Origin of the sequence: Shewanella atlantica, from assembly GCF_003966265.1 — a bacterium.
GTDB classification, from domain to species: Bacteria; Pseudomonadota; Gammaproteobacteria; order Enterobacterales; family Shewanellaceae; genus Shewanella; species Shewanella atlantica.
Genome location: NZ_RXNV01000006.1, coordinates 189,870 through 215,164 on the forward strand (window position 1 = coordinate 189,870; position 25,295 = coordinate 215,164).

At 46.4% G+C, this 25,295-nt stretch carries 23 protein-coding genes; 8 read left to right on the forward strand and 15 right to left on the reverse strand.

What is annotated here, in order from left to right:
- Nucleotides 1-10 precede the first annotated feature (10 nt).
- A complete protein-coding gene (locus tag EKG39_RS14700; RefSeq protein ID WP_126506503.1) occupies nt 11-2,050 on the reverse strand; it encodes a cytochrome c3 family protein in 2,040 nt (679 codons plus the stop codon).
- A gap of 549 nt (nt 2,051-2,599) precedes the next feature.
- Here EKG39_RS14700 and EKG39_RS14705 point away from each other — a divergent pair.
- The 3 genes from EKG39_RS14705 to EKG39_RS14715 are packed head-to-tail and all read left to right on the forward strand — an operon-like array spanning nt 2,600 to nt 5,560.
- A complete protein-coding gene (locus EKG39_RS14705) occupies nt 2,600-4,570 on the forward strand; it encodes a heme lyase CcmF/NrfE family subunit (protein WP_126506504.1) in 1,971 nt (656 codons plus the stop codon).
- A 47-nt stretch (nt 4,571-4,617) separates the two neighbouring features.
- The gene (locus EKG39_RS14710) at nt 4,618-4,989 is read left to right on the forward strand and encodes a cytochrome c-type biogenesis protein (RefSeq protein ID WP_246028507.1); all 372 of its coding nucleotides are present in this window, start codon (nt 4,618-4,620) and stop codon (nt 4,987-4,989) included.
- Nucleotides 4,982-5,560, forward strand: coding sequence for a TlpA family protein disulfide reductase (locus tag EKG39_RS14715; protein ID WP_126506506.1), 579 nt, complete (start codon nt 4,982-4,984; stop codon nt 5,558-5,560). Before EKG39_RS14710 ends, EKG39_RS14715 begins: the two co-directional genes overlap by 8 nt.
- A gap of 144 nt (nt 5,561-5,704) precedes the next feature.
- On the opposite strand, the gene EKG39_RS14720 is transcribed toward EKG39_RS14715, so the two are convergent.
- On the reverse strand, nt 5,705-5,917 hold the full coding sequence (locus tag EKG39_RS14720; RefSeq protein WP_126506507.1) for a helix-turn-helix domain-containing protein: 213 nt from the start codon (nt 5,915-5,917) through the stop codon (nt 5,705-5,707).
- Nucleotides 5,918-5,935: 18 nt separating this feature from the next.
- Complete coding sequence (locus EKG39_RS14725) at nt 5,936-6,451, reverse strand: DUF2975 domain-containing protein (RefSeq protein WP_126506508.1); 516 nt, start codon at nt 6,449-6,451, stop codon at nt 5,936-5,938.
- A gap of 186 nt (nt 6,452-6,637) precedes the next feature.
- Here EKG39_RS14725 and EKG39_RS14730 point away from each other — a divergent pair, with 186 nt between their 5' ends.
- A complete protein-coding gene (locus EKG39_RS14730) occupies nt 6,638-8,704 on the forward strand; it encodes a S9 family peptidase (RefSeq protein ID WP_126506509.1) in 2,067 nt (688 codons plus the stop codon).
- Nucleotides 8,705-8,752: 48 nt separating this feature from the next.
- Here EKG39_RS14730 and nhaC read toward each other — a convergent pair whose 3' ends face one another.
- Nucleotides 8,753-10,270, reverse strand: a complete 1,518-nt coding sequence (gene nhaC, locus EKG39_RS14735; protein ID WP_185817616.1) for a Na+/H+ antiporter NhaC — start codon at nt 10,268-10,270, stop codon at nt 8,753-8,755.
- A 448-nt stretch (nt 10,271-10,718) separates the two neighbouring features.
- Here nhaC and EKG39_RS14740 point away from each other — a divergent pair, with 448 nt between their 5' ends.
- Complete coding sequence (locus EKG39_RS14740; protein ID WP_126506510.1) at nt 10,719-11,297, forward strand: nucleoside triphosphate pyrophosphohydrolase family protein; 579 nt, start codon at nt 10,719-10,721, stop codon at nt 11,295-11,297.
- A gap of 262 nt (nt 11,298-11,559) precedes the next feature.
- Here the strand turns inward: EKG39_RS14740 and EKG39_RS14745 are convergent, their stop codons facing one another.
- The 8 genes from EKG39_RS14745 to EKG39_RS14780 all read right to left on the reverse strand — a co-directional run bounded on the left by EKG39_RS14745 (nt 11,560) and on the right by EKG39_RS14780 (nt 19,905).
- Nucleotides 11,560-12,672, reverse strand: coding sequence for a hypothetical protein (locus EKG39_RS14745; RefSeq protein WP_126506511.1), 1,113 nt, complete (start codon nt 12,670-12,672; stop codon nt 11,560-11,562).
- Nucleotides 12,673-12,884: 212 nt separating this feature from the next.
- Entirely contained in the window at nt 12,885-13,745 is an 861-nt protein-coding gene (ubiA, locus tag EKG39_RS14750) for a 4-hydroxybenzoate octaprenyltransferase (protein WP_126506512.1), read from the reverse strand.
- An 83-nt stretch (nt 13,746-13,828) separates the two neighbouring features.
- Entirely contained in the window at nt 13,829-15,994 is a 2,166-nt protein-coding gene (gene uvrD / locus EKG39_RS14755) for a DNA helicase II (RefSeq protein ID WP_126506513.1), read from the reverse strand.
- Between the two features lie 271 nt (nt 15,995-16,265).
- Nucleotides 16,266-16,619, reverse strand: a complete 354-nt coding sequence (locus tag EKG39_RS14760; RefSeq protein WP_126506514.1) for a RidA family protein — start codon at nt 16,617-16,619, stop codon at nt 16,266-16,268.
- Nucleotides 16,620-16,789: 170 nt separating this feature from the next.
- Nucleotides 16,790-17,236: a hypothetical protein gene (locus EKG39_RS14765; RefSeq protein WP_126506515.1), complete on the reverse strand. Its 447-nt coding sequence runs from the start codon at nt 17,234-17,236 to the stop codon at nt 16,790-16,792.
- A gap of 122 nt (nt 17,237-17,358) precedes the next feature.
- Nucleotides 17,359-18,294 (reverse strand): SPFH domain-containing protein, encoded by a 936-nt coding sequence (locus EKG39_RS14770; RefSeq protein WP_126506516.1) that lies wholly within the window; start codon nt 18,292-18,294, stop codon nt 17,359-17,361.
- Entirely contained in the window at nt 18,291-19,238 is a 948-nt protein-coding gene (locus EKG39_RS14775; RefSeq protein WP_126506517.1) for an SPFH domain-containing protein, read from the reverse strand. Before EKG39_RS14775 ends, EKG39_RS14770 begins: the two co-directional genes overlap by 4 nt.
- A 211-nt stretch (nt 19,239-19,449) precedes the next feature.
- Complete coding sequence (locus EKG39_RS14780; protein ID WP_126506518.1) at nt 19,450-19,905, reverse strand: NfeD family protein; 456 nt, start codon at nt 19,903-19,905, stop codon at nt 19,450-19,452.
- A gap of 446 nt (nt 19,906-20,351) precedes the next feature.
- On the opposite strand from EKG39_RS14780, the gene EKG39_RS14785 reads away from it, so the two are divergent.
- Entirely contained in the window at nt 20,352-21,104 is a 753-nt protein-coding gene (locus tag EKG39_RS14785) for an outer membrane protein OmpK (RefSeq protein WP_126506519.1), read from the forward strand.
- A gap of 116 nt (nt 21,105-21,220) precedes the next feature.
- On the opposite strand, the gene udp is transcribed toward EKG39_RS14785, so the two are convergent.
- Nucleotides 21,221-21,979 (reverse strand): uridine phosphorylase, encoded by a 759-nt coding sequence (udp, locus tag EKG39_RS14790; RefSeq protein ID WP_126506520.1) that lies wholly within the window; start codon nt 21,977-21,979, stop codon nt 21,221-21,223.
- Between the two features lie 449 nt (nt 21,980-22,428).
- On the opposite strand from udp, the gene EKG39_RS14795 reads away from it, so the two are divergent.
- The gene (locus EKG39_RS14795) at nt 22,429-22,650 is read left to right on the forward strand and encodes an HP1242/YdcH family protein (RefSeq protein WP_126506521.1); all 222 of its coding nucleotides are present in this window, start codon (nt 22,429-22,431) and stop codon (nt 22,648-22,650) included.
- Between the two features lie 78 nt (nt 22,651-22,728).
- On the opposite strand, the gene EKG39_RS14800 is transcribed toward EKG39_RS14795, so the two are convergent.
- Nucleotides 22,729-23,193 carry a hypothetical protein gene (locus EKG39_RS14800; RefSeq protein WP_126506522.1) on the reverse strand — a complete coding sequence of 155 codons (465 nt, stop codon included), beginning with the start codon at nt 23,191-23,193 and terminating at the stop codon, nt 22,729-22,731.
- Between the two features lie 220 nt (nt 23,194-23,413).
- On the opposite strand from EKG39_RS14800, the gene EKG39_RS14805 reads away from it, so the two are divergent.
- Nucleotides 23,414-24,247: a mechanosensitive ion channel family protein gene (locus tag EKG39_RS14805; protein ID WP_126506523.1), complete on the forward strand. Its 834-nt coding sequence runs from the start codon at nt 23,414-23,416 to the stop codon at nt 24,245-24,247.
- A 70-nt stretch (nt 24,248-24,317) separates the two neighbouring features.
- Here the strand turns inward: EKG39_RS14805 and EKG39_RS14810 are convergent, their stop codons facing one another.
- On the reverse strand, nt 24,318-25,256 hold the full coding sequence (locus EKG39_RS14810; protein ID WP_126506524.1) for a radical SAM protein: 939 nt from the start codon (nt 25,254-25,256) through the stop codon (nt 24,318-24,320).
- Nucleotides 25,257-25,295: the final 39 nt, after the last annotated feature.

The window sequence follows — 25,295 nt, forward strand, 5'->3', positions numbered from 1 at the left end:
AACAACTCAGTTAGTAGTTAGCTTTGGCTGAGTAGCCAATACCGTCCAAAATTTTCTGAGCCTGTGTAACGTAAGTCAGTGCAGCATCGAGACGCTTCTGGCTGTAACGGAAGCCGTGTACTCCCCAAGAACCATCTTTCTTAATTAGATCGACTGTCTCTTGCGCCTTCTCAGCTAACATCAACACTTGGGTCTTCTCTTCAGTTGGAAGCTTAGTAACCTCAAGAAGCTGGTCGATACGAACAAGCGCCTGCTCAACCTCTGCATACACCTCTTTAACCGGTGTCTGCCACTTCATCACTTCACCGTAGATCTCCATCTGATCGTTATAATGCATGCCAGTTTCAAGCTCAGACTGGAATGGGCTGTGACACCCCTTGTTCTCAACATTGTCATGATCAGAGACTGAAGTACGAGCACATGACCACATAAGATCCAGGTAGTTATGATCTTCTTCGTTCTTGGCTACAGTCCAACCCTTAACAGCCGAGTCACGTGGCTTACCTTCAGGTGGATTTAGTGTCTTGCGTTTTGGATGAATATCAATTTTCCACATATGCGATTTACGAACAGCGTCGAAACCAGCCATATCCGGGAACTGAACCGCAGTGAAGTTTTCACAGCTACCCATTGCAGGCATGTGACAACTCTGACAGGTTTGGTTGCTATGAGTATCGGTATTGTCGACGATAGTCGCTTGCGCCTCGTGACAATCAACACAATCTTTCTTCAACTTAGGCTTAGTGAAACCAGATAAGAAGTCACCATCTGTCACTTCATGTGGATCATGACAAGTCGTACAACGCATACCTTTCTCGTAGTGAGCAGAAGCAAACATCTGTGAACCTTCGGTACCACAAGATGGACAAGCAGACTTCATCTTCACGCCAAAGGCGTACTCCATCTTCTCTTGTCCCTTCTCTGTATCCGCCAACTCATCGACGAAGTTGAAGCGCTGATGACAACGTTCACAGTTAGACTGCATACCGCCGGTACCGCCGTCCAGGTGACCACCCGCGCCATGACACTCTTCACAAGAGATACCTTTAGAGATTGTGTGCTCTTGTAGCTTCTTGCTATCACCAAGAGCATCGAAAAACTCTTGCTTAGATTGAAAGTCGAACTTGTAGGTATGGCACATTTCACAATATGAGCTACCAGGTTGGAACAACATCTCTTTCTCGTACTTAGCACCGTAAGAGCTCATGCCCCACTGGTGAGAACCTGAAGCACCAAAATCTTCAATCGTTGTTGGGAACTCAGGGATAACCTTGTTGATCTTCTTAGCCATCTCTGGAGTTAACCACTCGGCCCAGCCACGTGAGAACTGGTTAGCACCTGCAACCATCTTACCTGTACCTTCAGAGAGCAGACCATCACGGATATGATAAGTACCACGCACTAAGTAGCTATCTAGTAGGCCATATTTAGTACGAGGGGTACCAATAATCGCATAGACATCATCTGGCTGAATTCCATCTGGAAGCATCCCCGCTTCACTACCATAAAGGCGCGCGCTTAGATCACCATTTGGTACTTCTTTGTCGGTAATTTCACTTGGGAAACGAACCACGTTAGCATGGCGAGAACGCTGCCACTTCTCATACTGAACCGCGTGACACTCACCACACTTCTCCGGGCCAACAAAATTGTTTGGGAAATCAAGTGTCGATTTTGCCCCCAGACGATATTGAACCGCACTAGGGCGACCGACACGTTCACTATATTTTGGTGAATTACCCGTATCGAAATACTCTTCACCACGATCACTAATATGATATTCACCAATGAGGTTGCCCTCTTCGTGATATTTAAACATCGGGTGATTCTGAAATAGAAAGTCAAACAACTCACTTTCTTGAACAACATAATCGTGAAGTGACTTAACACCTTTAGTTTCTTCTGTTCCTTGGTAATTAGCAATTGCTGCCTTTGCTGACTCGCCCATTTCAGGAACGCTATTATATTTACCACCAGCGGCATTGACATTCGCTGCTGCGGTGAAACAAAACAGCAAACCTGCGGCTGTTTTTAGTTTCCAGTTTTTCATCATCTCTCCTAGTTTTCATCGTTTTGTTATCATTCAACTAAGCAGCTCACTTGTTTAGCCGAACAACTAAAACAATTGAGTTGAGGCCATTTTCCATATTTATTTGACAAAAAATATGGATGACAGCAAGAAATGAGACACGGCAAAAAACAGACAGTAAAAAACTTATAAAAACAGAGCAAAAACAACGAGTTACAAGCAACTGCAAGTACTGTTTTTCAGTTATTGAGACCGGCATTTAGATCTAAAAGGATCTAAAAAAGGCCTGCTGACATGTGAAAAGATATGAGGTTAACGACTGAGTTCAATAAAGGCTTACAAGGTCACATAATCTATGATCAATATAACCTACCCTAAACGCGATTTAACCAAACAGCTTTATCTATGAATACACTTTATGATTTAGTCATGTTTTAAGCGGTAACTGTTGGAGTTAAAATTACTAGACAATTAACTTTAACCACATCTATTAAGATTAATATTAAAGCACTTTTACAAACAGGATAGATTCTACACAAAAAGTCTATCTGGAATAGAGAGTTAATTAAGATGATCCCAGAACTCGGACTTATACTTCTTATTATCAGTACAGTATCATCTCTGCTGCTTGCAGTTATTCCACTCGTTGCCTTACATACTAAAAACCATTACCTTTTTAGCTATGTAAAAACATTAACTGGATTAATGACATTTACCATTACGGCTTCTATTCTTTGTCTGCTCATCTCGTTTATTACCGATGACTTCTCCGTCGCCTATGTTGCCAACCATTCCAACACACAACTGGCCCTACTCTATAAAGTCGCAGCAGTCTGGGGCAGCCATGAAGGCTCTATGCTGTTTTGGGTTGTCGCTATTGCCATTTGGGGTTGCATCATCGTCTTCTCCTCCAAATATCGAGACCGCTTATTTATCGGCAGGTTGATCGCAATATTAGCCGCTGTGATCGCCGGCTTTAACCTGTTTATGCTGTTCACTTCGAACCCCTTTGCCAGGTTACTGCCAAACTTTCCGATAGAGGGTCGGGATCTTAATCCCATACTGCAAGACATAGGATTAATCTTTCACCCACCGCTCCTGTTTCTTGGCTATGTCGGCCTCACGGTTACCTTCGCCGCAGCTATTGCGGGTCTGCTAGGTGGTAAGCTGACCCGCACACACGCAAGCTACCTGCGTCCCTGGGCCCTGCTGGCATGGGTATTTCTAACGGGTGGCAACGCCTTCGGTTCATGGTGGGCGTATAACGAACTTGGCTGGGGAGGATGGTGGTTCTGGGATCCGGTAGAAAACGCCTCTTTCATTCCATGGCTGGTCGCAACAGCATTACTACACTCTGTGGTATTGAGTCACAGACGCGACAGCTTTAAGGTGACCACCCTGCTCCTGTGTCTGTTGGCCTTTTCACTGAGTCTATTGGGTACTTTCCTTGTACGTTCGGGCATCGTGCAGTCGGTGCACGCTTTCGCATCCGATCCCACCAGAGGGATGTCGATTCTGTTTCTGCTCGGCGTATTTGTATGTGGCGCCTTAACCCTTTTCGCCCTAAAGGCTAATCAGATTAAATCTGAGTTGAATTTTACTCTGGTATCGAGAGATAGCGTTATATTACTGGGAAATATTGTCTTAGTGGTCGCGGCCATATCCGTGTTACTCGGCACCTTCTATCCACTGCTGTTTGAGCTGCTCGATATTGGCACCCTGTCCGTTGGCGCCCCCTACTTTAACAGTATCTTCATCCCGCTCACTTTCATCGCAGTGCTATTGATGGGCGTGGCTCCTCTTATCTCATGGCGAAGGGAGAAGTTCTCGGCGCTGAGACCCTTAACCATTCTCTTTATCATATCCCTCGCCATCGCCGAAGCCCTGAGTATGCTGACAGGCTCAGGCTTTAATATCTGGCTATTTCTCGGGACAACATCGGCCACATGGTTGCTTCTCTGCTTAAGCTATCTGCTATTTCGTTTACGCCATCAGGGAATAGAGAGCTTAGCTCGAAAATCTGCGATGATTATCGCTCACCTGGGGGTTGCCATCAGCATAATAGGTGCCACATCGGTTTCAAATTTTGAACAGCAGGAACTGCTGAGAATGGGGCCGGCGCAAGGCAAGGTAGTTGCCGGCTATACCTTCGTGTATGAAGATACGGTCAAGGTCGATGCTAAGAGCTATACCGCTATTCAGGCTAATATCCGCGTGACAGATGCCGATGATATTTTTATCGGCTACATCACACCTCAACGCCAGACTTTCAAGACCAATGCCATGGAAGTGTCCAAGGCTGGCATTATGCGTAATATCTTCAGGGATCTTTATGTCTCCAGCGGTCTACAACTCAGTGATACCGAATATCTCATTCGCATTAGCTATAAACCCCTTGCCTGCTGGATCTGGTTAGGTGGACTCTTGATGATGTTGGGTGGAACCATAGCGGCTCTTACCGGCCTATATCGCCTGCGGGAACAGAAAAGGGACTCTTCAAACAGCAGCCTCCTTGCCGCCACCATGGGAGGAGTAGCGTGATGCGGGCTCTTATTTTGATACTTATGATAAGCCTGAGTGCGAGCGTAATGGCCTCTGCACCTGGGAAGAACAGCTATACCCAAGATCAGATCCGGGATCTCGGCTTTGAAATTTCCCATGAACTGCGCTGCCCCATGTCGATAAATCAAAACCTGTTTGATTCACAAGCCCCCATTGCCAATGAACTAAAGGCTCAGATTTTCCTCATGTTGGATCAAGGCGAGTCTAAACAGGCCATTATCGAATTTCTGGTTCAACGCTACGGTGAAAAAATTAAGTATCAGCCCAGTTTCTCCGCGGCAACGGCCATTCTCTGGTTTGGCCCACTCTTTCTTCTGCTGGCAATTATCGCCACCGCCGCGGTGCTTATCCGTGAGCAACACAAACATCAAAGAACTAATGGTAACTCCTATGAATAAGACACTTATACTAACCTGCTTATTGGCTTTCACCTCTGTATTCATCCCAGCCGTTGCTAAGTCTAATAAAGTCTACAACACCGGGGAGCCCATCATTAAGCCAATGATCATGTCTCGTTTTATTGAGATGCAATCGGCCAGAGAAGTACCCGACGTCACCTTTATCGATACCGAAGGTGGTGAGGTCAATCTCAAACAATATAAGGGTAAGGTGGTGATGGTTAACCTGTGGGCAACCTGGTGTGCCCCCTGCATCAAAGAGATCCCGCAGATGGAGAATATCCGTCAAACCAACATCGACAAGGATCTGGTCGTACTGCCGATCTCCATCGATGAGGAGACAGATAAAGTGAAACCTTTTCTGGCCCGTCATGGACTGGCCCATTATAAGACCTGGCTGGATCCCAATAAGGATATCGATCAGGTCATGCCGGCAGACGTTGTCCCCGCGACCTATGTGTTCGATGGTTCGGGGAATCTCATCGGTTTTCTGCGGGGATATCTGGATTGGGGGGATGAAGATGTACAACCTTATCTGGAAAAGCTTGTCGCCAAATACGCTAAACGCTAAAACGTGACAGGAACTGAGATAACGAAAAGAGATAACTAACCCTTTAAGGCTTATAAAAATTTCATTGCTCCCGTCCGGCTTGTTTCCCCTATTTTTTACCGGACGGATTTTTTTCAGATATTAAGACAGAACCCGGACTTCTGCTTACTCAGATGCTTTTCGATACTCCAGAATATCTCCGGGCTGACACTCCAGATAGTCACAAATACTCGCCAGAGTTTCAAAACGCACCCCCTTTACCTTGCCGCGTTTAAGCAAGGAGAGATTAGCTTCGGTGATCCCTATCGCCTTGGCCAACTCTTTCGAGCTGACTTTACGAACCGCCATCATGACATCTAAATTTACGATAATTTCCATGATTTAAATTTCCACGACCTAGATAAACTCTCTGTTCTCGGCTTCGAGCTCTCTCGCCGCTTTAAGCAGGTAAACAATTAACAGCATTAATAAAATTGTAGTGACATCACCAAAATCTATCGTCAATTGTATGCTGGTATGTTCAAAGAATTGTTTATGGTAGTAGCCCGTTCCCAGATGCTGGATGATCTCCGTCCCGAAGTCGAATACCTTTAACCATACCAACCACAGATAACAGCGCATCGCCTCATGGCCGAAAAATTGTCCCTGTTGATAATGGCTGAGCAACTTCTGTAACCAATAAACCCCAACCAATAGTATGATAAACAGCGGAGACTGGAGCCCTAAGAGTATACCTCTGCTCGCTCGGTCATCCTGCCAGAGTTCATGAAACAGGTGACTGGCCCCAAAGCGAATATCGCCATTGACGAAGAAACTGTATCCCAGATAAACCATCATGATTGCTGTCGCAATCAAAACCAGCAATCTAAAAAAACCGCTGACCTTCATTAGCTTCTGCATATTGGCATTCATTGTTTCTGTTTTCCTCACCCGTGAATTACACCGATTATACCAGACAGAAACATTTGGTTGTAAATTAATATTTAATTATCGTTTTACAATAATTATTTTATGTATTAGTTTAATTAGCAATTCATGGATAACTGATTTGTTGATAAGACAAATAGGCATCTGAGCTGTTATTTAAAGGAATGAACGATGAAGACACATAAGATTTTACCTAGCGTACTCTCGACAGCGCTCGCCGCTAGCTTATTTATAACAGGCTGCTCGCAGACCCCTTCACCAACAAACTTGTCAGATCGAGCCACTACCCAAGATCAAAGTCAGCAAGTTCAACTGCTACCTGTTGAAGCCTTTTTCAACGAGCAAGGGATCAGTGGACTCAAGAGCTCCAGTGACGGAAAATGGTTAGCCTTTTTCAAAGAGTATCAGGGAGCCAGAAATATCTACCTGATGGCAGCAGGTTCCAGTCTGGAAGAAGCATATCCGATAACTCACTCGAAAGAGCCGATCGACAGCTTTCGTTGGTCAAGCGATGCCAGTGAGATCTTCTTCCTTAAAGATACCGGTGGTAATGAAAATACCCAGATCTATAAACTCTCTCTGGATACGAGCCAGATTAAACCTGTCCCGAACATCACTGCGCTCACCAGTAATGCAGACATCAGATATGACCTGCTCAAACAACCCAAAGATAAGCCCAACACTTTGGTTGTCATGTCGAATCAAGATAATCCTCAGCAGATGGATCTCTTTCGTCTGAATATCGATTCCGCAAAAATAACCAATATTTTTTTTAACACCTACGGCTTCTCTTCCATAGAGACAAACCAACTAGGCATTCCTGTACTCGGCACCAGCAGTAACCCCGACAATACTTCCGATCTCTACGCCAAAATTGCTGGGAAATGGACGAGTCTGATCAAGACCCAATTTGGTGAAGACATAGATATTCTCAGCTTCGATGAAGATACCAACTTGGCCTATCTTCGTGCCAACATCCAAGGACGAGACAAGCTACAACTGTTACGGCTCAATATGACCACAGGTAAAATCGTCACTCTACATCAAGATCCGCTGGATGAATCTGATGTTTATGATGTGCTCTTTAACGATGAAGGCGCACCACTTGCCGTCTCCTATTATGGCGGTCGTTTACGCACTTACCCGCTGGATGATACCTTTGCTGGCAACTGGCAAAAAATTAACGACCACTTCACTCAAGATGTGGAGATAACCATCACAGATAGAAACGAGAAAACCGGTCTGTGGCAGCTACATATCGCCAGTGATGTCGATATGGGAAGCGACTATCGCTTTGATGCCAATACTGGACTCGTGAGCCTTTTGCTTGAGCAAGAAGCATCGATTAGCCCTGAGCTGCTATCAAAACGTCAATCCATCACCTACCAGGCTCGCGATGATGTGAATATACAGGCCTACCTGACTCTACCTAAGGGTCAGAGCAAAAATTTACCCACTATCGTACTGCCCCATGGTGGCCCCTGGTCTCGAGACTACTGGACCTTGAGTTCCGGCTATTTCAACCCAATTGCACAGCTACTGGCAAACCGCGGCTATGCAGTATTACAACCTAATTTTCGAGCTTCGACGGGTTTTGGTAAGCGCTTCCTGAATTCAGGTAACAAAAACTGGGGCACAGGCAGCATGCAGGACGATCTGACCGATGGGGCGCATTATCTCATCAAGGAAGGCATCGCCGATAAACAGCGTTTAGGGATCATGGGCGCATCTTATGGTGGCTATGCAGCTCTTGCCGGTGCGACCTTCACTCCCGATCTGTACCAGGCAGTGATCTCCTATGTCGGCCCCTCGAGTCTCATTACATTACTGGAATCATTTCCGCCACATTTCCGTCCCTACCTGGGTCAGTTTTACAGTGCGGTAGGCGATCCAGAGATCGACACGGACAGAGTAGATATGAAGGCTCGCTCTCCTATCAATTTCGTCGATAACATCAAGGCCCCCTTGATGTTAGTTCAGGGAGCAAATGACCCCAGGGTGACTCAAATTGAATCCGATAATATCGCCCGGGTGATGTATAACCGCAGTCTGCCGGTTGAATACATCCTGGCAAAAGATGAGGGCCATGGCTTCCGTAAGCGGGATAATAAATTAGCTTACATAGTGGCCATGGAGCAGTTCTTCGGTGAGCATCTTGGCGGCCGTATCGATAACGGGGTGACTCCCACTCTTAACGCCCATCTAGATACGCTAAAGGTTGATGTAAGCCGGCTATAATTTAACAAGTTTCTGGAACCTAGATCCCTAGGTTCCAGGAATCTTCTCTTACGCAATCACCTCTTGCGCTTCACTCCCCTCCTCTAACTTCTCTATCTTGAAGTTGAAGTAAGCGTAACTGGCACTGATCAACGGACAGACAAGGTTAAAGAAGGCATAAGGCAGATAAGCAATTGTCGCGACCCCTAAGGTGCTGGCCATATAGGCACCACAGGTATTCCAGGGAACCAGAGGACTGGTGATCGTCGCCGAATCTTCCAGAGCACGGCTCAAATTAACGGGCGCTAAGCCTCGTTTGGTGTACTCCACCTTGAGCATGCGACCCGGCAGTAAGATAGCGATAAACTGATCACCGGTGATCAAGTTAGCCCCGATACAGCTGGCCAGAGTCGTGATGATTAAGCTACTGCTCGAGGTCACCACCCCCAAGATACTCTGCAAAATACGTTTCAGCAGTCCGGTGCGCTCCATGACCCCGCCAAAGGCCATGGCACAGAGGATTAACCAAACTGTATTAACCATGCTGCTCATGCCACCCCGGCTGAGTAGACTATCAAGCACAGTATCGCCAGTATTGGCCGTATAGCCGTCGAACATTGCAATCCAGATCCCTTTTACCAATGCAATTGCCGGCACTAAACTGTCATCGCCGACAAAAGCAATAATATTGTCAAACTGAAAAGCGGCTGCACAGGCGGCTCCGGCAAAGGTACCCAAGATCACCGTGGGAAATGCAGGCACTTTCTTATAAGCCAGTCCTAAAACCACCAACAGAGGCAAGAGCAGGTGCACGCCAGGTTCATATTGAGATTGTAGGATATTCAGGGTCGCTTCAAGATCGCTACTGCCTCCAGCGCTCTGGGTGCTAAAGCCTAAGATAACGAAGCCTATCAAGGCGATGATAATGCTCGGCGTCGTCGTCCACACCATATGTCTGATATGACTGAACAGATCCGTACCCGCCACGGCAGGCGCCAGGTTAGTGGTGTCTGACATGGGTGACATCTTATCGCCAAAGTAAGCACCACTTATAATGGCACCGGCGGTGATCTCGACACTTAGCCCCATGGCTCCGGCGATACCAATCAAGGCTATACCTAAGGTGCCCGCCACGGTCCATGAACTACCGATACTGATAGCCACCACGGCGCAAAGTAAACAGGATGCGGCATAGAAGTATTCGGGATTAAGTACCTTCATACCATAGAAGATCATCGTCGGCACCGTACCAGCTAAGATCCAGGTACCAATTAAGGAACCCACCGAGAATAAAATCAGTAATGCACCCGTCGCCATAGAGACGCTGTGTACTATCCCCGCCTCCATCTCTTTCCAGCTATAACCATTTTTAGCGCCAATCACCAAGGCGATACAGGCTGCCATAATAAGGGCTATTTGGTTTGCTCCCGAGGAGCTATCCGACGAGAAGAGATACACGGCCGTCGTTAGCATAGCGACCAAAGCAATAATGGGAGTTAACGCATCGAGCAGACTAGCGGGTTTATGTTGAGGTGTATCAGTCGGTGCATCAGACGGCGATTGCCGGGGCTCATTGGTTGAGGTCATCACGTGTTCCTTATTATTGTTTTTATCTCGCTTTGGAGCGTAATTGACTTGCCGTAAGACCCACTCTTGCGGTGGCAGCTCTCAGGCTAAGGCTAACCATGGTTACACAAAATTAACATTAACGTCCATATTCGTTACATTAGCTGATTTACAGCCTGCTCCCGCCTTTAAGCCATGCAAGACTAAAAATGCACCATAAAAGTCAAATCCCAACTAGTTATGCAGCTAAACAGGATAAGATAACCAAACAGAGCAGAAGAAAAGAATTGATTATTTTTGCCAACCAATTTGCAAATAGAGTTTTACTTACTTCTAATAACAAGCATATGAGGCGGATATGGATGCAAAGCCGGCCACTCGATTCCCCCTTTCCTTTATCCCCCCAGTAAATTAAAATTGCGCCACTCAAATTAACAGATACCAAAGCTCAGGCTTCAAGGCATATTCAATGAAACTCACTGCACTCTCTCAGCCACTTTACGATCACCTTTACCGTGATATCCTCCAGTTCCGCTCAACCTTCGATCTGCCAAGCGAAGATGAAACCACATTGGATGACAAGGCTGACACTCTGCACACTTCATTGGCTATAGAAGAGCTGACTGAACTTGCCGAAGCCGATAGCCGCATCGAGCAGGCAGATGCCATCGTTGACTCTGTTTATGTCCTTATGGGCCGCTTAGTTCATCTGGGTGCTACTCAGCTAAGCGATCGCATCGAGATCAGCTACGTAATCGACCTGCTGTTACATGTCGCCAAGAACCGCGAAATCGATTTCGTGACCTGCTGGGATGAAGTTCACTCGAGCAACATGAGTAAGGTGTGTCGTAACGAGCAGGAATTAACTGAAACTATCGAGTTCTACGCCAAGCAAGGCGTCGAGATTGTCGGCAGTCAGAAAGGTGACTTCATCATCGCTAAGTGCGCTAAAGATGTAGACATGGCGGGTAAAGTCGTACGCCAGGGTAAAGTATTGAAATCGGTTTACTACCGACCAGCAGATCTGGCTAAGCTAGTGAAAGCTTAGGTTGTTCATTTCTGTTTGGTTAGTTTGAAGCTTTCCAGCTTTTAGTTAATTTCTGATTTACTTGAATCAACGAACCAAAACTTAAAAAGCACTTCAAATGAAGTGCTTTTTTGTTTTCAATTTTTACGATACTCGTGTTTGGTTACTGAGTTGAAAACCAATACTTCATCGGTACTTATTACCTGTGAGAGCCTGGAAACTCGATACTCGTGACTCGTGACTAGTGACTAGTGACTAGTAGCTCATGACTCGCAGCCATCCTTCAGGAGGTCAACTCTGCCGGTATATCTGCGTCCCCCTCGAATACCTCCTGCGAAACACTCTCTTGCCTCGATGGGGTTAACTCAGCTCTGCGAACCTCAAGCTCTCTCTCATCTAAGATATCAAAAATAAGATCCGCTAACGCTTTCGGCTTATCGACGTTCATGGCAATGGCTTTTACCTCTTCGGGAAGCCAGCCTAAACCGCCAAAATAGGTCTGAGGGTTCTTGAACTTGATTATGATATTACTGCTCTCCCCCTGTCCAAAATTAATGACTCCGGTGCGATTTTCACATGGCGGCGGACCGACCATAACCCGTTGAATATGTTCGAATTTGACAACGCTAAACCCCCACACACTATTATTGATAATCAACTGGTCGCCATGTCGATAAACAGAAAAGTGTCTGGAAACTCTATAATTTGCGGTAATGAGTATTAAGCCATACATGATAAAGCTCGAGACGATAATCGCCGTTAACTCACTCCAGGGCTGAATGACTACATAACTCGCACCAGCCAGCAGAACAGTTGCACAGGCAAGCAACAGCCAATGCCAACGAGAGGCTGATAGCAAGTTGATATGTGTAACTGAGGGAAGATGTTTGCGGGAGAATCGGGGAATGGCATAAAACCAACTTGCAGGCTCCATGGCTAGCGCTAAAGCCAGCGAGCGCTTACGCTCATCCTCTTGTCCGAATTGCTCCAGTATGCTCACTCTGGGATCGCCCGATAGGTTGCGAGCTTGCCATAGGGCTTTGACTATACTCACCATCAAGAAAAGCTCTATTCCCAACAGCACGGCGATAATGGGGAACCTTAACCAGATAATAAATTCTAAATGACTAGCAATTTCAACAGGAAAACTCAATCGCGCCATCAAGCAACTAAGGCTGACGATCAACAGCAACTTCCATAACTTCTGCTTACCCAACTTGATAATGCATAACCAGTAGAGCAGAGGAAGAAACACAAAATAGAGGGCCGCAAACGCAGTTGTTAGCAGTTGCCCATTAGAGACCTCAAGTGTCTCGGGTAAAAATTGAAAACCTGAAGCGTAACAAAGAATAGCCACACTCAAGAATAACAATCTTAACTTCACGACCTGCCTCATCGAAGGCTCCCTGTGAAATATTGTATTTATGTTGCAATACAATATCCGATTTTTGCTATTAACCCAAGTATATTTCGATTAAATCTCGAACGGAATGGAGGCTAACTTATTGAAAGTGATAGTTACAGATGAAATATTGGAGGTAAAGATAGCGAGCAGTAAGAAAGAGAAGCCAGACCATCAGGCCTCTCTTAATTTAGATAAACCACGAATCAAATCAGGTAGTCGACACCGAGGGCGATAAATAGCGAAAAGCCAGCCCAGTTGTTGTTGAGAAAAGCTTTAAAACAGGGGGCGCGTTCACGTTCATGGATAAGCTTTTGTTGGTACATGCTAAATCCTACGAAGGTGATGATACCGAGTCCATAGACTAAACCACGATCCGCCGCCCAGCCAGCCGTGACAAAACAAGCCAACGCCGCAAGTTGAAATAAGCCGATGATCTGCCGGTCATACTTGCCAAACAAGATAGCCGTCGACTTAATCCCTACCTTAAGGTCATCCTCTCTATCGACCATGGCGTACATGGTGTCATAGGCCACCGTCCAGCACCAATTCGCGGCAAACAGCCACCAGGCTTCGGCTGGAACCTCACCGGTTTGCGCCGCATAGGCCATAGGAATAGACCAGCTCCATACCACACCGAGAAACATCTGCGGCATATTGGTAAAGCGCTTAGTGAAGGGATAGATAATGGTCAAGATGATGCCAACGACAGAGAGCTTGACCACCAGCGGGTTGAGCATCAAGACCAATCCAAAGGCGAAAAGTCCCAGGACGGCAAACAGAATCAGTGCCTCTCTTCCCGTCACTTCGCCACTGGCAAGCGGCCTCGACTTAGTGCGATCGACATGAGCGTCGAGATCACGATCGGCATAATCATTGATAATACAGCCACATGCTCTCATCACTACGACACCGAAAATAAAGATCGCCAGCACCTTCAGATCCGGCATACCACCAGCAGCTAACAACAAGGCCATCAGACACGGCCATAGCAATAATAAGGTGCCAATGGGGCGATCCATACGGGCTAAACGCAAATAAACGTCTAATTTATCCCTTAAACTCATTTCGAGGCTCTCCTAATACCACTTTGGCCTTTAATCAATTATCACGCCATTATGACTGACGCGCGCCAGCATTCAAATGGTTTCTAACAAGTCTCGAGCCGCGCATAGGCGACAACCAACCATTTACTGCCAACATCGAGAAAGTTAACTTGGACCCGGGCTTGAGGACCACTACCTTCGGTACTGGTAACCTTGCCCTCACCAAACTTAGGGTGCATCACACCTTGGCCAATCTTAAAGCCGGTATCATTAACAACCGTACTTCTAGAGAACGAGGTGGTAGCCCTTTGTGGTGCGGTCACTTGGGTCTTAAGGCGGATCTCCTCAACATGCTCAGTTGGGATCTCCTTGATAAAACGTGATGGTCTGGCAAAGTTTTCACGACCGTAAATGCGGCGGGTTTCGGCGTAGGTGATATAGAGCTTCTCCATCGCACGAGTCATGCCCACATAGCAAAGGCGTCGCTCTTCATCGAGTCTGTCGCCTTCATCCATGGCCATCTGGCTCGGGAATATTCCCTCCTCGACTCCGGACATAAATACCACAGGGAACTCCAGCCCTTTGGCCGAATGCAGTGTCATCAGCTGAACCGCATCGGTAAAGGCATCGGCCTGCCCTTCGCCCGCCTCTAGCGCGGCATGGGACAGGAAGGCATTGAGCTCGCCCATATCTTCACTGTCTTCGGGCATGATAAAGGTACGGGCGGCAGTCACGAGTTCGTCCAGGTTTTCGACACGCGATCGCGCCTTCTCACCCTTCTCCGCTTCGTACATCGCCTTTAGGCCAGACTCTCTGATCACATGATCTGTGGTGCGATGCAATGTCATCTCATCTGTGTCTTGCTGCATCTCAACGATGAGATCCATAAAGCCACGTACCGCATTGGCAGCACGGCCGCTCAATAGCTTCTCTTCGAGAGCGCGCAAACAGGTCTGCCACAGGGTTAACTCCTGCTGACGGGCGGTTGAACGCAGGATATCCAGCGTCCTGCCACCTATGCCACGTGTCGGTGTGTTAACCACACGCTCGAAGGCAGCATCATCGTCTTTGTTATTGATAAGCCTCAGGTAGCTCATCGCATCTTTAATCTCCTGACGCTCGAAAAAGCGCAGACCACCATAGATCCGATAGGCTAAGCCTTTATGAAGCAGGGCCTCTTCGAGTACACGAGACTGAGCGTTGGAGCGATAGAGGATGGCGCAACTACTGAGATCGCCTCCCATATCATGCCAATCGTTAATTCTGCCGACAATAAAGCGCGCCTCATCCATCTCATTGAATGCACAATACAGAGAGATCTGCTCACCATCTTTATCTTCGGTCCAGAGCTTCTTACCCAATCGCTCAGGATTGTTGGCAATGAGTTCGTTGGACGCTTTCAGGATATGACCCGTCGAACGATAGTTTTGCTCCAGACGTATGGTTTCAGCCTTAGGGAAATCTTCGAGGAACTTATGTAAGTTCTCTACCTGGGCCCCACGCCAGCCATAGATAGACTGATCGTCATCACCGACTATCATCACGTTGGCGCCATCACCCGCAAGCACGCGGATCCAGGCATACTGGATGGCGTTGGTGTCCTGAAACTCGTCGACGAGAATGTTCTTAAATCTGTCCTGATAGTGCTGTAACACATGGGGCTTATTGAGCCACAGCTCATGGGCGCGCAGTAAGATCTCGGCGAAATCGACTAATCCGGCTCGATCGCAAGACTCCTGATAGACCTGATAGATCTGCAGCAAGTTTTGCTCGATAGGAAAACCACCCGCATCGATATGCTTAGGACGTAATCCCTGATCTTTCTTACCATTGATATAGCCCTGAGCCTGACGAGGCGGATACTGCTTCTCATCAAGATGAAGGCTTTTAAGAATGCGTTTGATTAGCCTTAGTTGATCGTCTGAGTCGATGATCTGAAAGGTTTGAGGCAAGTTGGCATCTTGATAGTGGGTACGAAGCAGGCGATGAGCCAAGCCGTGGAAGGTACCGATCCACATGCGCCCCATGTTACTGCCGCTGACTTTTTCCACACGTTCACGCATTTCGGCGGCCGCTTTATTGGTAAAAGTCACCGCTAAAATAGAATATGGACTCTGCTGTTCAACCTGCATAAGCCAGGCAATTCTGTGGGTTAGCACCCGAGTCTTGCCACTGCCGGCGCCCGCCAATACCAACATGCTGGATTGTGGTGCCCCTACAGCTTCACGCTGCTTGTCATTCAGGCCGTCTAGTAAAGAAGATACGTCCATTCTTGCCTCCAAAAAATCGAGGAGGCAGTATAGCAGGTGCGGGGGATGAGATCCTAGATACCTAGAGAAGGACGCGGCCCTGCCGCTAAGCAGACGCCAACGGGCTGGCTAATCGACGCAGCTCTGTAAAAGCTAAGACGACACGTGCTATTTGAAAGCAGAAGCGGGTCACTGATGTTTCAATTCAGGGCTAAGCCCGTCGAACAGGCATCGCCGTCCGCGTAGCGATAGGCCTAAGGCCGTCATCTTAGCTTTACCCGAGCTTCTCCTATTAAACCTTCTCTGCCGCCACCACAGAGATCTCAACCAGCAAGGCTTCTCTTGCCATCTTAGCCGCAACGCAGGCACGCGCTGGAGCATGACCTTCTGGTACCCAGGCATCCCACACCGCGTTCATCTCGGCAAAGTAAGACATATCTTTGACATAGATAGTCGCCGATAAGATGTGCTCTCTGTCGCTGCCGGCTTGTTCCAGTAAGACATCAACTTTGTCGAGCATAGTTTGAGTCTGCTCTGTAATACCTTGCTCGGCATCCTTACAAACCTGACCACATAAGTAGATGGTGCCGTTATGTTTAACGATACGGCTCATACGTGCGCCGGTTTCAATACGTTCTATAGTCATGCTTGTCCCAATTCATTTTTTGAGGGAAGTTCAATGGGAGGAATAGTAACGTCCGAAAGAGTTTTAAGCGAGTGACTTCGACTCATAGTCGAAGCAGTTTGAATCAGGCCAGTGAAGAAACGCCTTTGAATAAAGACGTTGCTCTGCATGCTATGCGCTGTCAGCTATATTCAATGGGGTTGATAGAGCTTAATCCTATCAATAATCCTGTCTCTATCTTCCAGTGAAAAACACCTCAAATCACATGATATTTTTTTGTTTTCACCGCTTATGAAGCACATATCCCTCAATGGGAAACGAATAGAACCGGGCATTTTAACTTTGGTGATCTGCTGCCAGCTCAACTCCCGCTGTTTACCCCTGGATTGGTACTTTACCCCAAGATGGTTCACCTCAAGTTCTTGTCGCCAGGGGCGATGACGCAAATTCAGATACACCAAAGAGATGAGTTCTGAGCACAAAACCCCAATAAAGCTCCAAACGGCCACTTTCATAACCGGAATATTTGCTGCCTCACCGCTGGCAAGCCTGGCTCCTAATGCTGCACTCAATGCAAGATAAAGATTCTGGCTTATCGAGTACCACCCATACTGAAAAGGTGTTTGGCTTATTTTCATCAAAGAACTCCATCTCGAGAGCAGGCTAGCTTTCCTTAAATACAATCCTTAAATACAATCCTTAAATACGATCTTTAAATACGACCCTTAAAAGATTGGCCTGCTCTAACCTACACTCCTGCTCAGGACTTATTCTCTTCAAGACCTATGCTGTCCATCCAGTGATCGAAATCCATCATGTTCCCAGGCAGTACCACTCTGCTGGCACCACAGCTCAAACCATCGAGTTGCTTAAGATATTGAGCACCCAGTTGCATACGAACCACATTCTTCCCACCGGGGGCGGCGATAACGGTAGCCATGAGTTCGATAGACTCGGCGGTGGCCTTGGCAATAGTTAAGATCTCTTCACCTTTACCTTCGGCTTCATTGATAAGCTTTTGCATCTCACCTTCCGAGAGGTTTATCATCTCGGCTTTAATACCTTCTGAGCGATTGATCTTACTCTGCTTATCACCTTCACTCTTGGCCAGCAGTGCACGGCGCTCACGTTCGGCGTTCACCTGCATCTCCATGGCATTTTTCACCGTTTCCGGCGGAGTGATATTTTTTATCTCATAACGATGCACGCGAATGCCCCACATGGCGCCAGCCTGATCGAGAACTTCGACCACCTTGGCACTGATCACGTCACGCTCTTCGAAGGTACGGTCGAGATCCAGAGTTCCGATAACAGAGCGGGTCGTAGTCTGAGCCAGCTGTATCGCGGCGTAGCGGTAGTCAGTCACGCCATAGCTGGCTTTCACCGGATCCACGACAGAGATATAGATAACACCATCGACTTCGACATTCACTTCATCGCTGGAGAAACACTCCTGTGGAGGAACATCGATAGTCTCCTCTTTAAGATCGTGAATGTAAGATACCTTATCAACAAAGGGCACTAAGGCATGAAAACCTGCATCTAATGTCGAATGATATTTACCAAGACGCTCTACGATATAAGCCGATTTAGTCGGTACTAAACGAATCGATTGAAACAGCTTAATAATAAAGATCGCAAAGATAAGCGCCCAAATTCCCAACACGATTAGATCTGTATTAATTCCTGCGATCATGAGCGACCTCCTTTCACATGATTTGAACTTGCTGAGCCGCTACTCACAGCATGAGTCACCTGCTCCATACCTTCGAAGAAACCTTCAAGCTTTGCCATCTCAGCAGGAACAACGGAAATTTCAGCTTCATTGAGTATTTTGCCTACCTGACCGATAAACTGCTCCTTTAGCTGCATATTCATCGCTTCATTGCCACCATCAAGTGCCAGTGCGGTAGAAACAAGTTCCATCCCCTCGGCTTTCGCCTTGGCAATGATGCTGATCTCTTGCGCGGTACCTTTAGCCTCGTTGATGCGTTTTTGCTTCTGGCCCTCGGAGATATTGATCGCCTCTTGGCGTTCCCCCTCGGAAAGGTTAATCATCGCGGCTTTCTCTGCATTCGCTAAGGTGATCTCCGCACGCTTACTCCGCTCGGCTTCCATCTGCTTCTCGAGTGTGTGTATCACCTTACGAGATGGTGTGATGTTTTTTATCTCATAACGCAGTACCTTAATTCCCCATGGATCTGAGGCCTTATCGATCTCTCTTACTATTGATTCATTGAGTGACTCCCGCTCTGAGAAGGTCTGACTCAGGGACAATTTACCGATCTCGGAGCGCATAGTCGTTTGCGCCAGATTCACCGCCGCGAGACGGTAATTTTCGATACCATAGCTCGCCAATTTGCCGTCCATCACCTTGAGATAGACTAAACCATCGACCTCGAGCTGAGTGTTATCTTTCGAGATACAACTCTGTGGCGGTACGTCTAATACCTGCTCACGGATCTCATGCTTATAGGCCACGCGATCGAAGAAGGGAATAAGAAAATGAAAACCGGGCTTAAGCACAGTCCGAAACTTACCTAAACGTTCGATCACATTGACCTCACGCATAGGCACGATTAACAACAGCTTATAGAGAATAAAAAAGACAAACAGGACAAAGATTGTAAATACAAACATAGATTCCTTCCTTAACTTAAACTAACTGCACTTATAGCTAACTGCACTTATAGCTAACAGTGCACTAAACTCTGAGCAAAAAAACAGGGCTCATCAAGCTCATTGATTCAGACGACTCAAACTAAATGAATCAAACTAAACTAATCACCCCAAACGAATTAAGCCTGAGGGTTTTGATCTATTTCAATCAGGCAGAATGACTCATGCCTAATTACTCAGGACAGGGTTCGACAACCAGAGCAATATTATCCCGGCAGATGATCCTTACGCGGGTACCTGCTGCAATTTCGCTACCATCACCCAGTGCAGACCATTCGGTCCCCTGAAATTCGATGCGCCCCTGATGTTGCGCCGGACCGATAGTCTCTTTCACGATGGCCGTCTGATTATAGATATCCAGTTCTTCATCGGTATTACCAACGTGAGAATCTCCACCGACCAGTTTTTGTGTCAGCTGCCTGAAACTTAACAACAAGACAATAGAAACGATAAACCAGAGTGTGAGGCTTTGCACTATTCCTTCGACTAATCCGATAGCCAGTGCAGATGCGACAACCAGACAGGCACCACCGAGCAAGATGACTATTCCCCCGGGAATAATGATCTCCGCCAGCATCAATGCCAGTCCAATGCAGCCCCAGATAATGATGGGATTTGATAACTCCATATTTCCCCCTGAAATGTGAGTATCCGTCAAAACACTATATCAGTTGTTTCTGCCCCTCGCGACATAATATGTCAAAAATCGTTTCAATAACATTATAAAACCTATTTGAAGCAGATAGTTATTACATTTATAGCAAACCAAAATTTTCAGTATCCTATCACCAAATGAATACCCAGCTCATTAAGCTTATCTCCCGCTCCATAACGAGAAAGCTGATTTAACACACATTTATGCCAATTTATCTCAAAACAGCAACAAACCCTTTGAACAATAGTGCCTTTATGAATATATTCTCCGCCCTATGAGATGGGTGCTCAGCGGTCATCTCAATTTAGCTTCGCCGTACCCTTGGCGATCGATATTTTCAACAATCAATAAAGCAACTCAGAGTGCAAAGATTGTCACAGATAGCGGCCCGATGGCTGCATTAATAAAAAGGTAACGAGATGAACAAAAAATGGCTTTTACTCGCACTTCTCGCCGCACCACAGGCGATGGCCGATGATATGATTCACTGGTGGGATGCCAGCGTGACCGCGTTATACGGTGATAATTACGATCTGGCGCCTTCTGATAAACAAACCACTTTCACCTTCGAAACTGCCGGCGCATGGCAATATGGTGATTGGTTTGCGTTTCAGGATCTGATCTATTTTAACGGTTCGAACGTCAGCAGTGACAGCACAACCTACGGCGAGATCTCGACTCGACTCAGTGCCGGTAAAATTTTAGGCAAAGAGATCGGTTTTGGCCCTGTCACCGACCTGTCTCTGGCTATGACCTTCGAAGAGGGTGAAGGGCCGGTTAAGAGCTTCCTGTACGGTCTGGGCATGGATATTTCTATCCCTTACTTTAGCTACTTTCAGCTCAACACCTATCGACGTGATGCCATCAGCAGTGGCAACATCAGTGATGGTTGGCAGTTAACTCCCGCCTTTAGAATGGACTTTCCTGTTGGCAATTCGAACATAGTATTCGATGGCTTCTTTGACTGGGTATTCTCCGCCGATAACCAAGGCTATGAAGAGAACTTTCACTTCAACCCTCAGCTGAAATATGATCTGGGTGCTGTCATCTTCGGTAGCCACAAGAAAAACAAATTTCTTGTCGGTGTCGAGTACGATTACTGGAAGAACAAGTACGGTGTAAAAGGAGTCGATCAAAACACCTACTCGGTTATAGCTAAGTATCACTTCTAATCGGCATTTTTGGATAATTAGCTTTATCCATCAGTCCTGATTGAGATGTCAGATCAAAAAAGGCGCCCCAGGCGCCTTTTTATTAACTTATATCGATCGATATTAAACCTGCCGATTTAAGCCAGAAGTTTCTTCGCTGCTGCAACGACGATAGAAACTGCACTCACTTCAGTTTTCTTCATCGTAGCTTCATCAGGGATCTCTTGCTGTGTACGGTTTACAATCACACCGGCAACACATGCCGCACGCCAACCTTGCGAAGCACACATGGTAAATAGCGTCGAAGATTCCATCTCGTAGTTAAGAACCCCAAGGTCCTGCCACTCTTGCATCATCCCTCTGTACTGACGCGTTACACGACCAGAAACGGTATCGTAACGATCTTGACCAGGATAGAAAGTATCTGAAGAAGCTGTAATACCGATGTGTGGCTCCAGGCCTGCATCACGGGTTGCTTCAACCATAGCTGTAGTACATTCGAAGTTAGCAACGGCTGGGTACTCCATAGGAGCAAAGTGCAGACTTGCGCCATCGAGACGAACCGAAGCTTGAGTTACGATAACATCACCAACATTCACTTGAGGCTGGATAGCGCCGGTGGTACCGACACGCAGGAAGGTTGTCACACCTAGCTGAGCTAACTCTTCAACTGCGATAGAGGTCGATGGTCCGCCAATACCGGTAGAACATATAACAACAGCTTTGCCGTCGATATAGGCAAGGTAACTTGTATATTCACGATGGCTGGCCAGGAACGTAGCGCCTTCCATCAACTCAGCAATACGCTTAACACGCTCAGGATCACCAGGCACAATCGCCAAGTTCGCCCCATCCAACATTTTTTTGGTCAATCCCAAATGAAATACATCTGACATTATGAAAACCCCTTTCAATTTTGATAAAAAAATTCTTCTGTTTGCGACTTTAACCTAGTATCGAAGCCAAAAAGGTTAGCAAGATCACACTTTGTTGGGCGACAGGTAAATGTTTTGCTGTAATGCAGTTACTAAAACGATTCATCTGCATTAACAAACTGCATCGCTTAAGAAGTCCTTAATCACTCACAGATTTAGATCGAGACACATCTTGATTCAGTACCAGTATAGGCGGCTTTGAAAAATAAGGAGTTATACCTGACCTAATAACTTTTACATCCTCAGTTCTCAGGCACTTCCATAGTTCTCAGGCACTTTCATTTAGTGCGTTACGCCAGACAAAGCAGATATTTATTATGAGTGTTCAATTGTTGACCTCTATCACATTTGGTCGGTAAAAATCGCGCTAATTTAGAGATAAACAAAATAAAACGGAGGAGATCACAACTATGTTTCCGGAATACAGAGAGCTCATCACCAAACTAAAAAGCGAAGACGCACACTTCCTGAAGAAGTTTAATAAGCATAATGCGTTGGATGATGAAATTAAGGAGTTAGAGCAACATAGTTCCAGTGGCTTTACCAATGAGGTTCATGAGCTCAAGATAAAAAAGCTACATCTTAAGGAGGAGTTACACACGATTTTAAAGAAATCACCACAACTTATTTAGCGTGCAGGAATAATACTAGATATAAAAATGGGCAATTAAGCCCATTTTTTTATCTGTTTAACGAGATAAAGTATCTATCTACCTCAACGCCTTAATGAGTTCAGCACTGGAGTCGAAGGTACTCACACTCATCACTTTTAAACCGTCTAACTTGATCAAGGTTGCCTGATCTTTTTCAGAAGGCAACAAACGTGTCGTTTCCCCCTCTCTGTCCAATGCCATGGAAAACGGCAGATCTTTCATTTGAGGAATAGCGACAAACTTAGCAATCAAGGAGGGCATACCACTGATGTCCGCGACATAAACTAACTTATCCGATGTTTGTTTTTGCTCTGCTGTCAGCACTTCCAGTGCCTCTTTGATAATATCTCCGCCTTTCATATTACGACTAAAAAGTAAGGTCCGGGTTTCTTCAGAAACAGCTATTTTATTTTCAAACTGATCCAGAAGCTCTATCTGAGAAACCAGATCACCTTCAACATAAGATGATGCCTGAGCAAAGCTGGTTAACAGAGTACAGATAACGAATAACAGAGTTCGCATGCTTTAATTCCTAGCTAGGTCTTGAGTTCATTAAACATTAACTTAGTCCGCTTAAAACCACATTAAAATTATGGACAATTCATGATCCTCTTCACGCAGAATCGACCTCGAGAAATAAACTTAAAAATCTGCCCTAAAAATGCAACAGTTTTGCTACCAAAGTAGCTAAAATTCAGTAAGCTATTCACTATAAAAATGATGTTATTTAAAGGCCGATACCATGAAGGAAGATCAACTCGCACAAGAGCTTGAGCAACTGCAAAATGTCTATACACTGATCACTGAGTTTCTGGTTCAATACAGTTTTCGCCTTGTGGGCGCACTACTTATTTTCCTTATCGGCCTTTGGCTCGCCTCCAAGGTCGCGAAACTGGTCACGAGACAGTTCGAAAAACACAATATCGACATAACACTAAGCAACTTTGTCAGTAACTTAGTACGAATTATTATTGTTGCCATGGTCGCCATCATAGCACTGGGAAAACTGGGGATAAGCGTCACACCTATGATTGCAGCCATTGGTGCGGCGTCCTTGGGTGCAGGGCTCGCGATTCAGGGGATGCTCTCTAACTATGCCGCCGGTATCACCATCATAGTTACTCGCCCTTTTATAATAGGTAATACCATCACAGTTAAAGAGGTCACCGGTGTAGTGCAGGATATCCATCTGGGTTTAACGGTACTGACTAACGAGGAGGGGGAGCAGATCAGCATCCCTAACAAGCACATTGTCGGAGAGATACTACACAACTCCTTTGCGAACAAACTCGTAGAAACAAAATTCAACATTAACTATCAGTCGGATCCTGAGGAGGTGGTAGCCCTGGCCACTCAAGTACTGGCCGAGAGCCAGCAGGTCAATCAGGACAAGCCACCTCATATCGGTATAAATGGTTTTAACACTGTCGGCATCGAGATAGGTATTCGATATTGGGTACCCACCCAAAGCTATTACCAAAATAAATACCAAACTAACTTAGCGATATATAAGGCGTTACATACGGCAGGAATCGAGATCCCATGCCCGGTCAGAGAAGTTCATATAGAGAGATAACTTACTTAGTTCTGTCAATGTGACCTAAATCTTGCTCTAAAGAGGTCAGAGCAAGATTTAACAACAAGGACTAGAGCCCCCGCTGCCACTCCTGCCTTAAACCGCTCGACAGTGGCTTAGTCATGGCCTGTTCTACTTGAGCTATTAACTTGTCCTTGTCTTTACCTAAAGTCCCTTTCAACACGAGGTAATTTGAAGCGTGGTCCGAGCGAAAAATCGTTTTATCCAGTTCGAGGTGCTTCAACAGGGTGTGCATCTCGACGAATAAACCATGTTGGTCCGGCAGCTGAAAATTCCCGTCGAAGCTTTTATCCATGCGTTCCGTCCCCATAGGCAGCGTGACCACCAATGTAGAGAGATACTCCGGCTGAGCGGCGTTCATTAATTTAGCCGAGTTGATGGCGTGTTGCTGCGATAAGCCAGTGCCGCCGAGTCCATTTAAAATCATCACCGAAGATTTGATGCCTGCCGCTTTTATCTTTTTCAGTGCGACCAGTGACGAGTCAAAACTTTCGCCTTTTTCGATACGGCGCAGCACTTCATCATCACCACTCTCGCAACCAATATACAGCAGTGATAAACCAAGCTCCTTCAGTCTGGTCAACTCCTCAACCGTCTTATTCTTAAGGTTTCTTGGCAGACAGTAGCTACTGATCCGGGTGACGCCGGGCAGGTGCTCACGGATCAACAAACAGATGGCTTCCAGTCTGTCAAAGGGCAGGCTCATCGCATCCCCATCGGCGAGAAACACCCGATGAACCGCGCCACCAGTTTCTGCAACTGCAATAATATCCGCAGCAATCTTATCCAGCTTCTGCGCCCTGAAGCGTTTCTGCGGCGCGGTATACATGTCGCAAAAGGCACAACGATTCCAACTGCAACCGTTAGTAACCTGCAGGATAAGTGACTTCCATTCCGATGGGGGACGAAACAAAGGCTCAATATAATTCAAAGGCTGACACTCCTTAATATCCCTAATAAAGGGCAAGCTATAATCTGCACCATACATTCACAGCCGTAAACATAGTGGTTTCAAATTGGCTCAAAG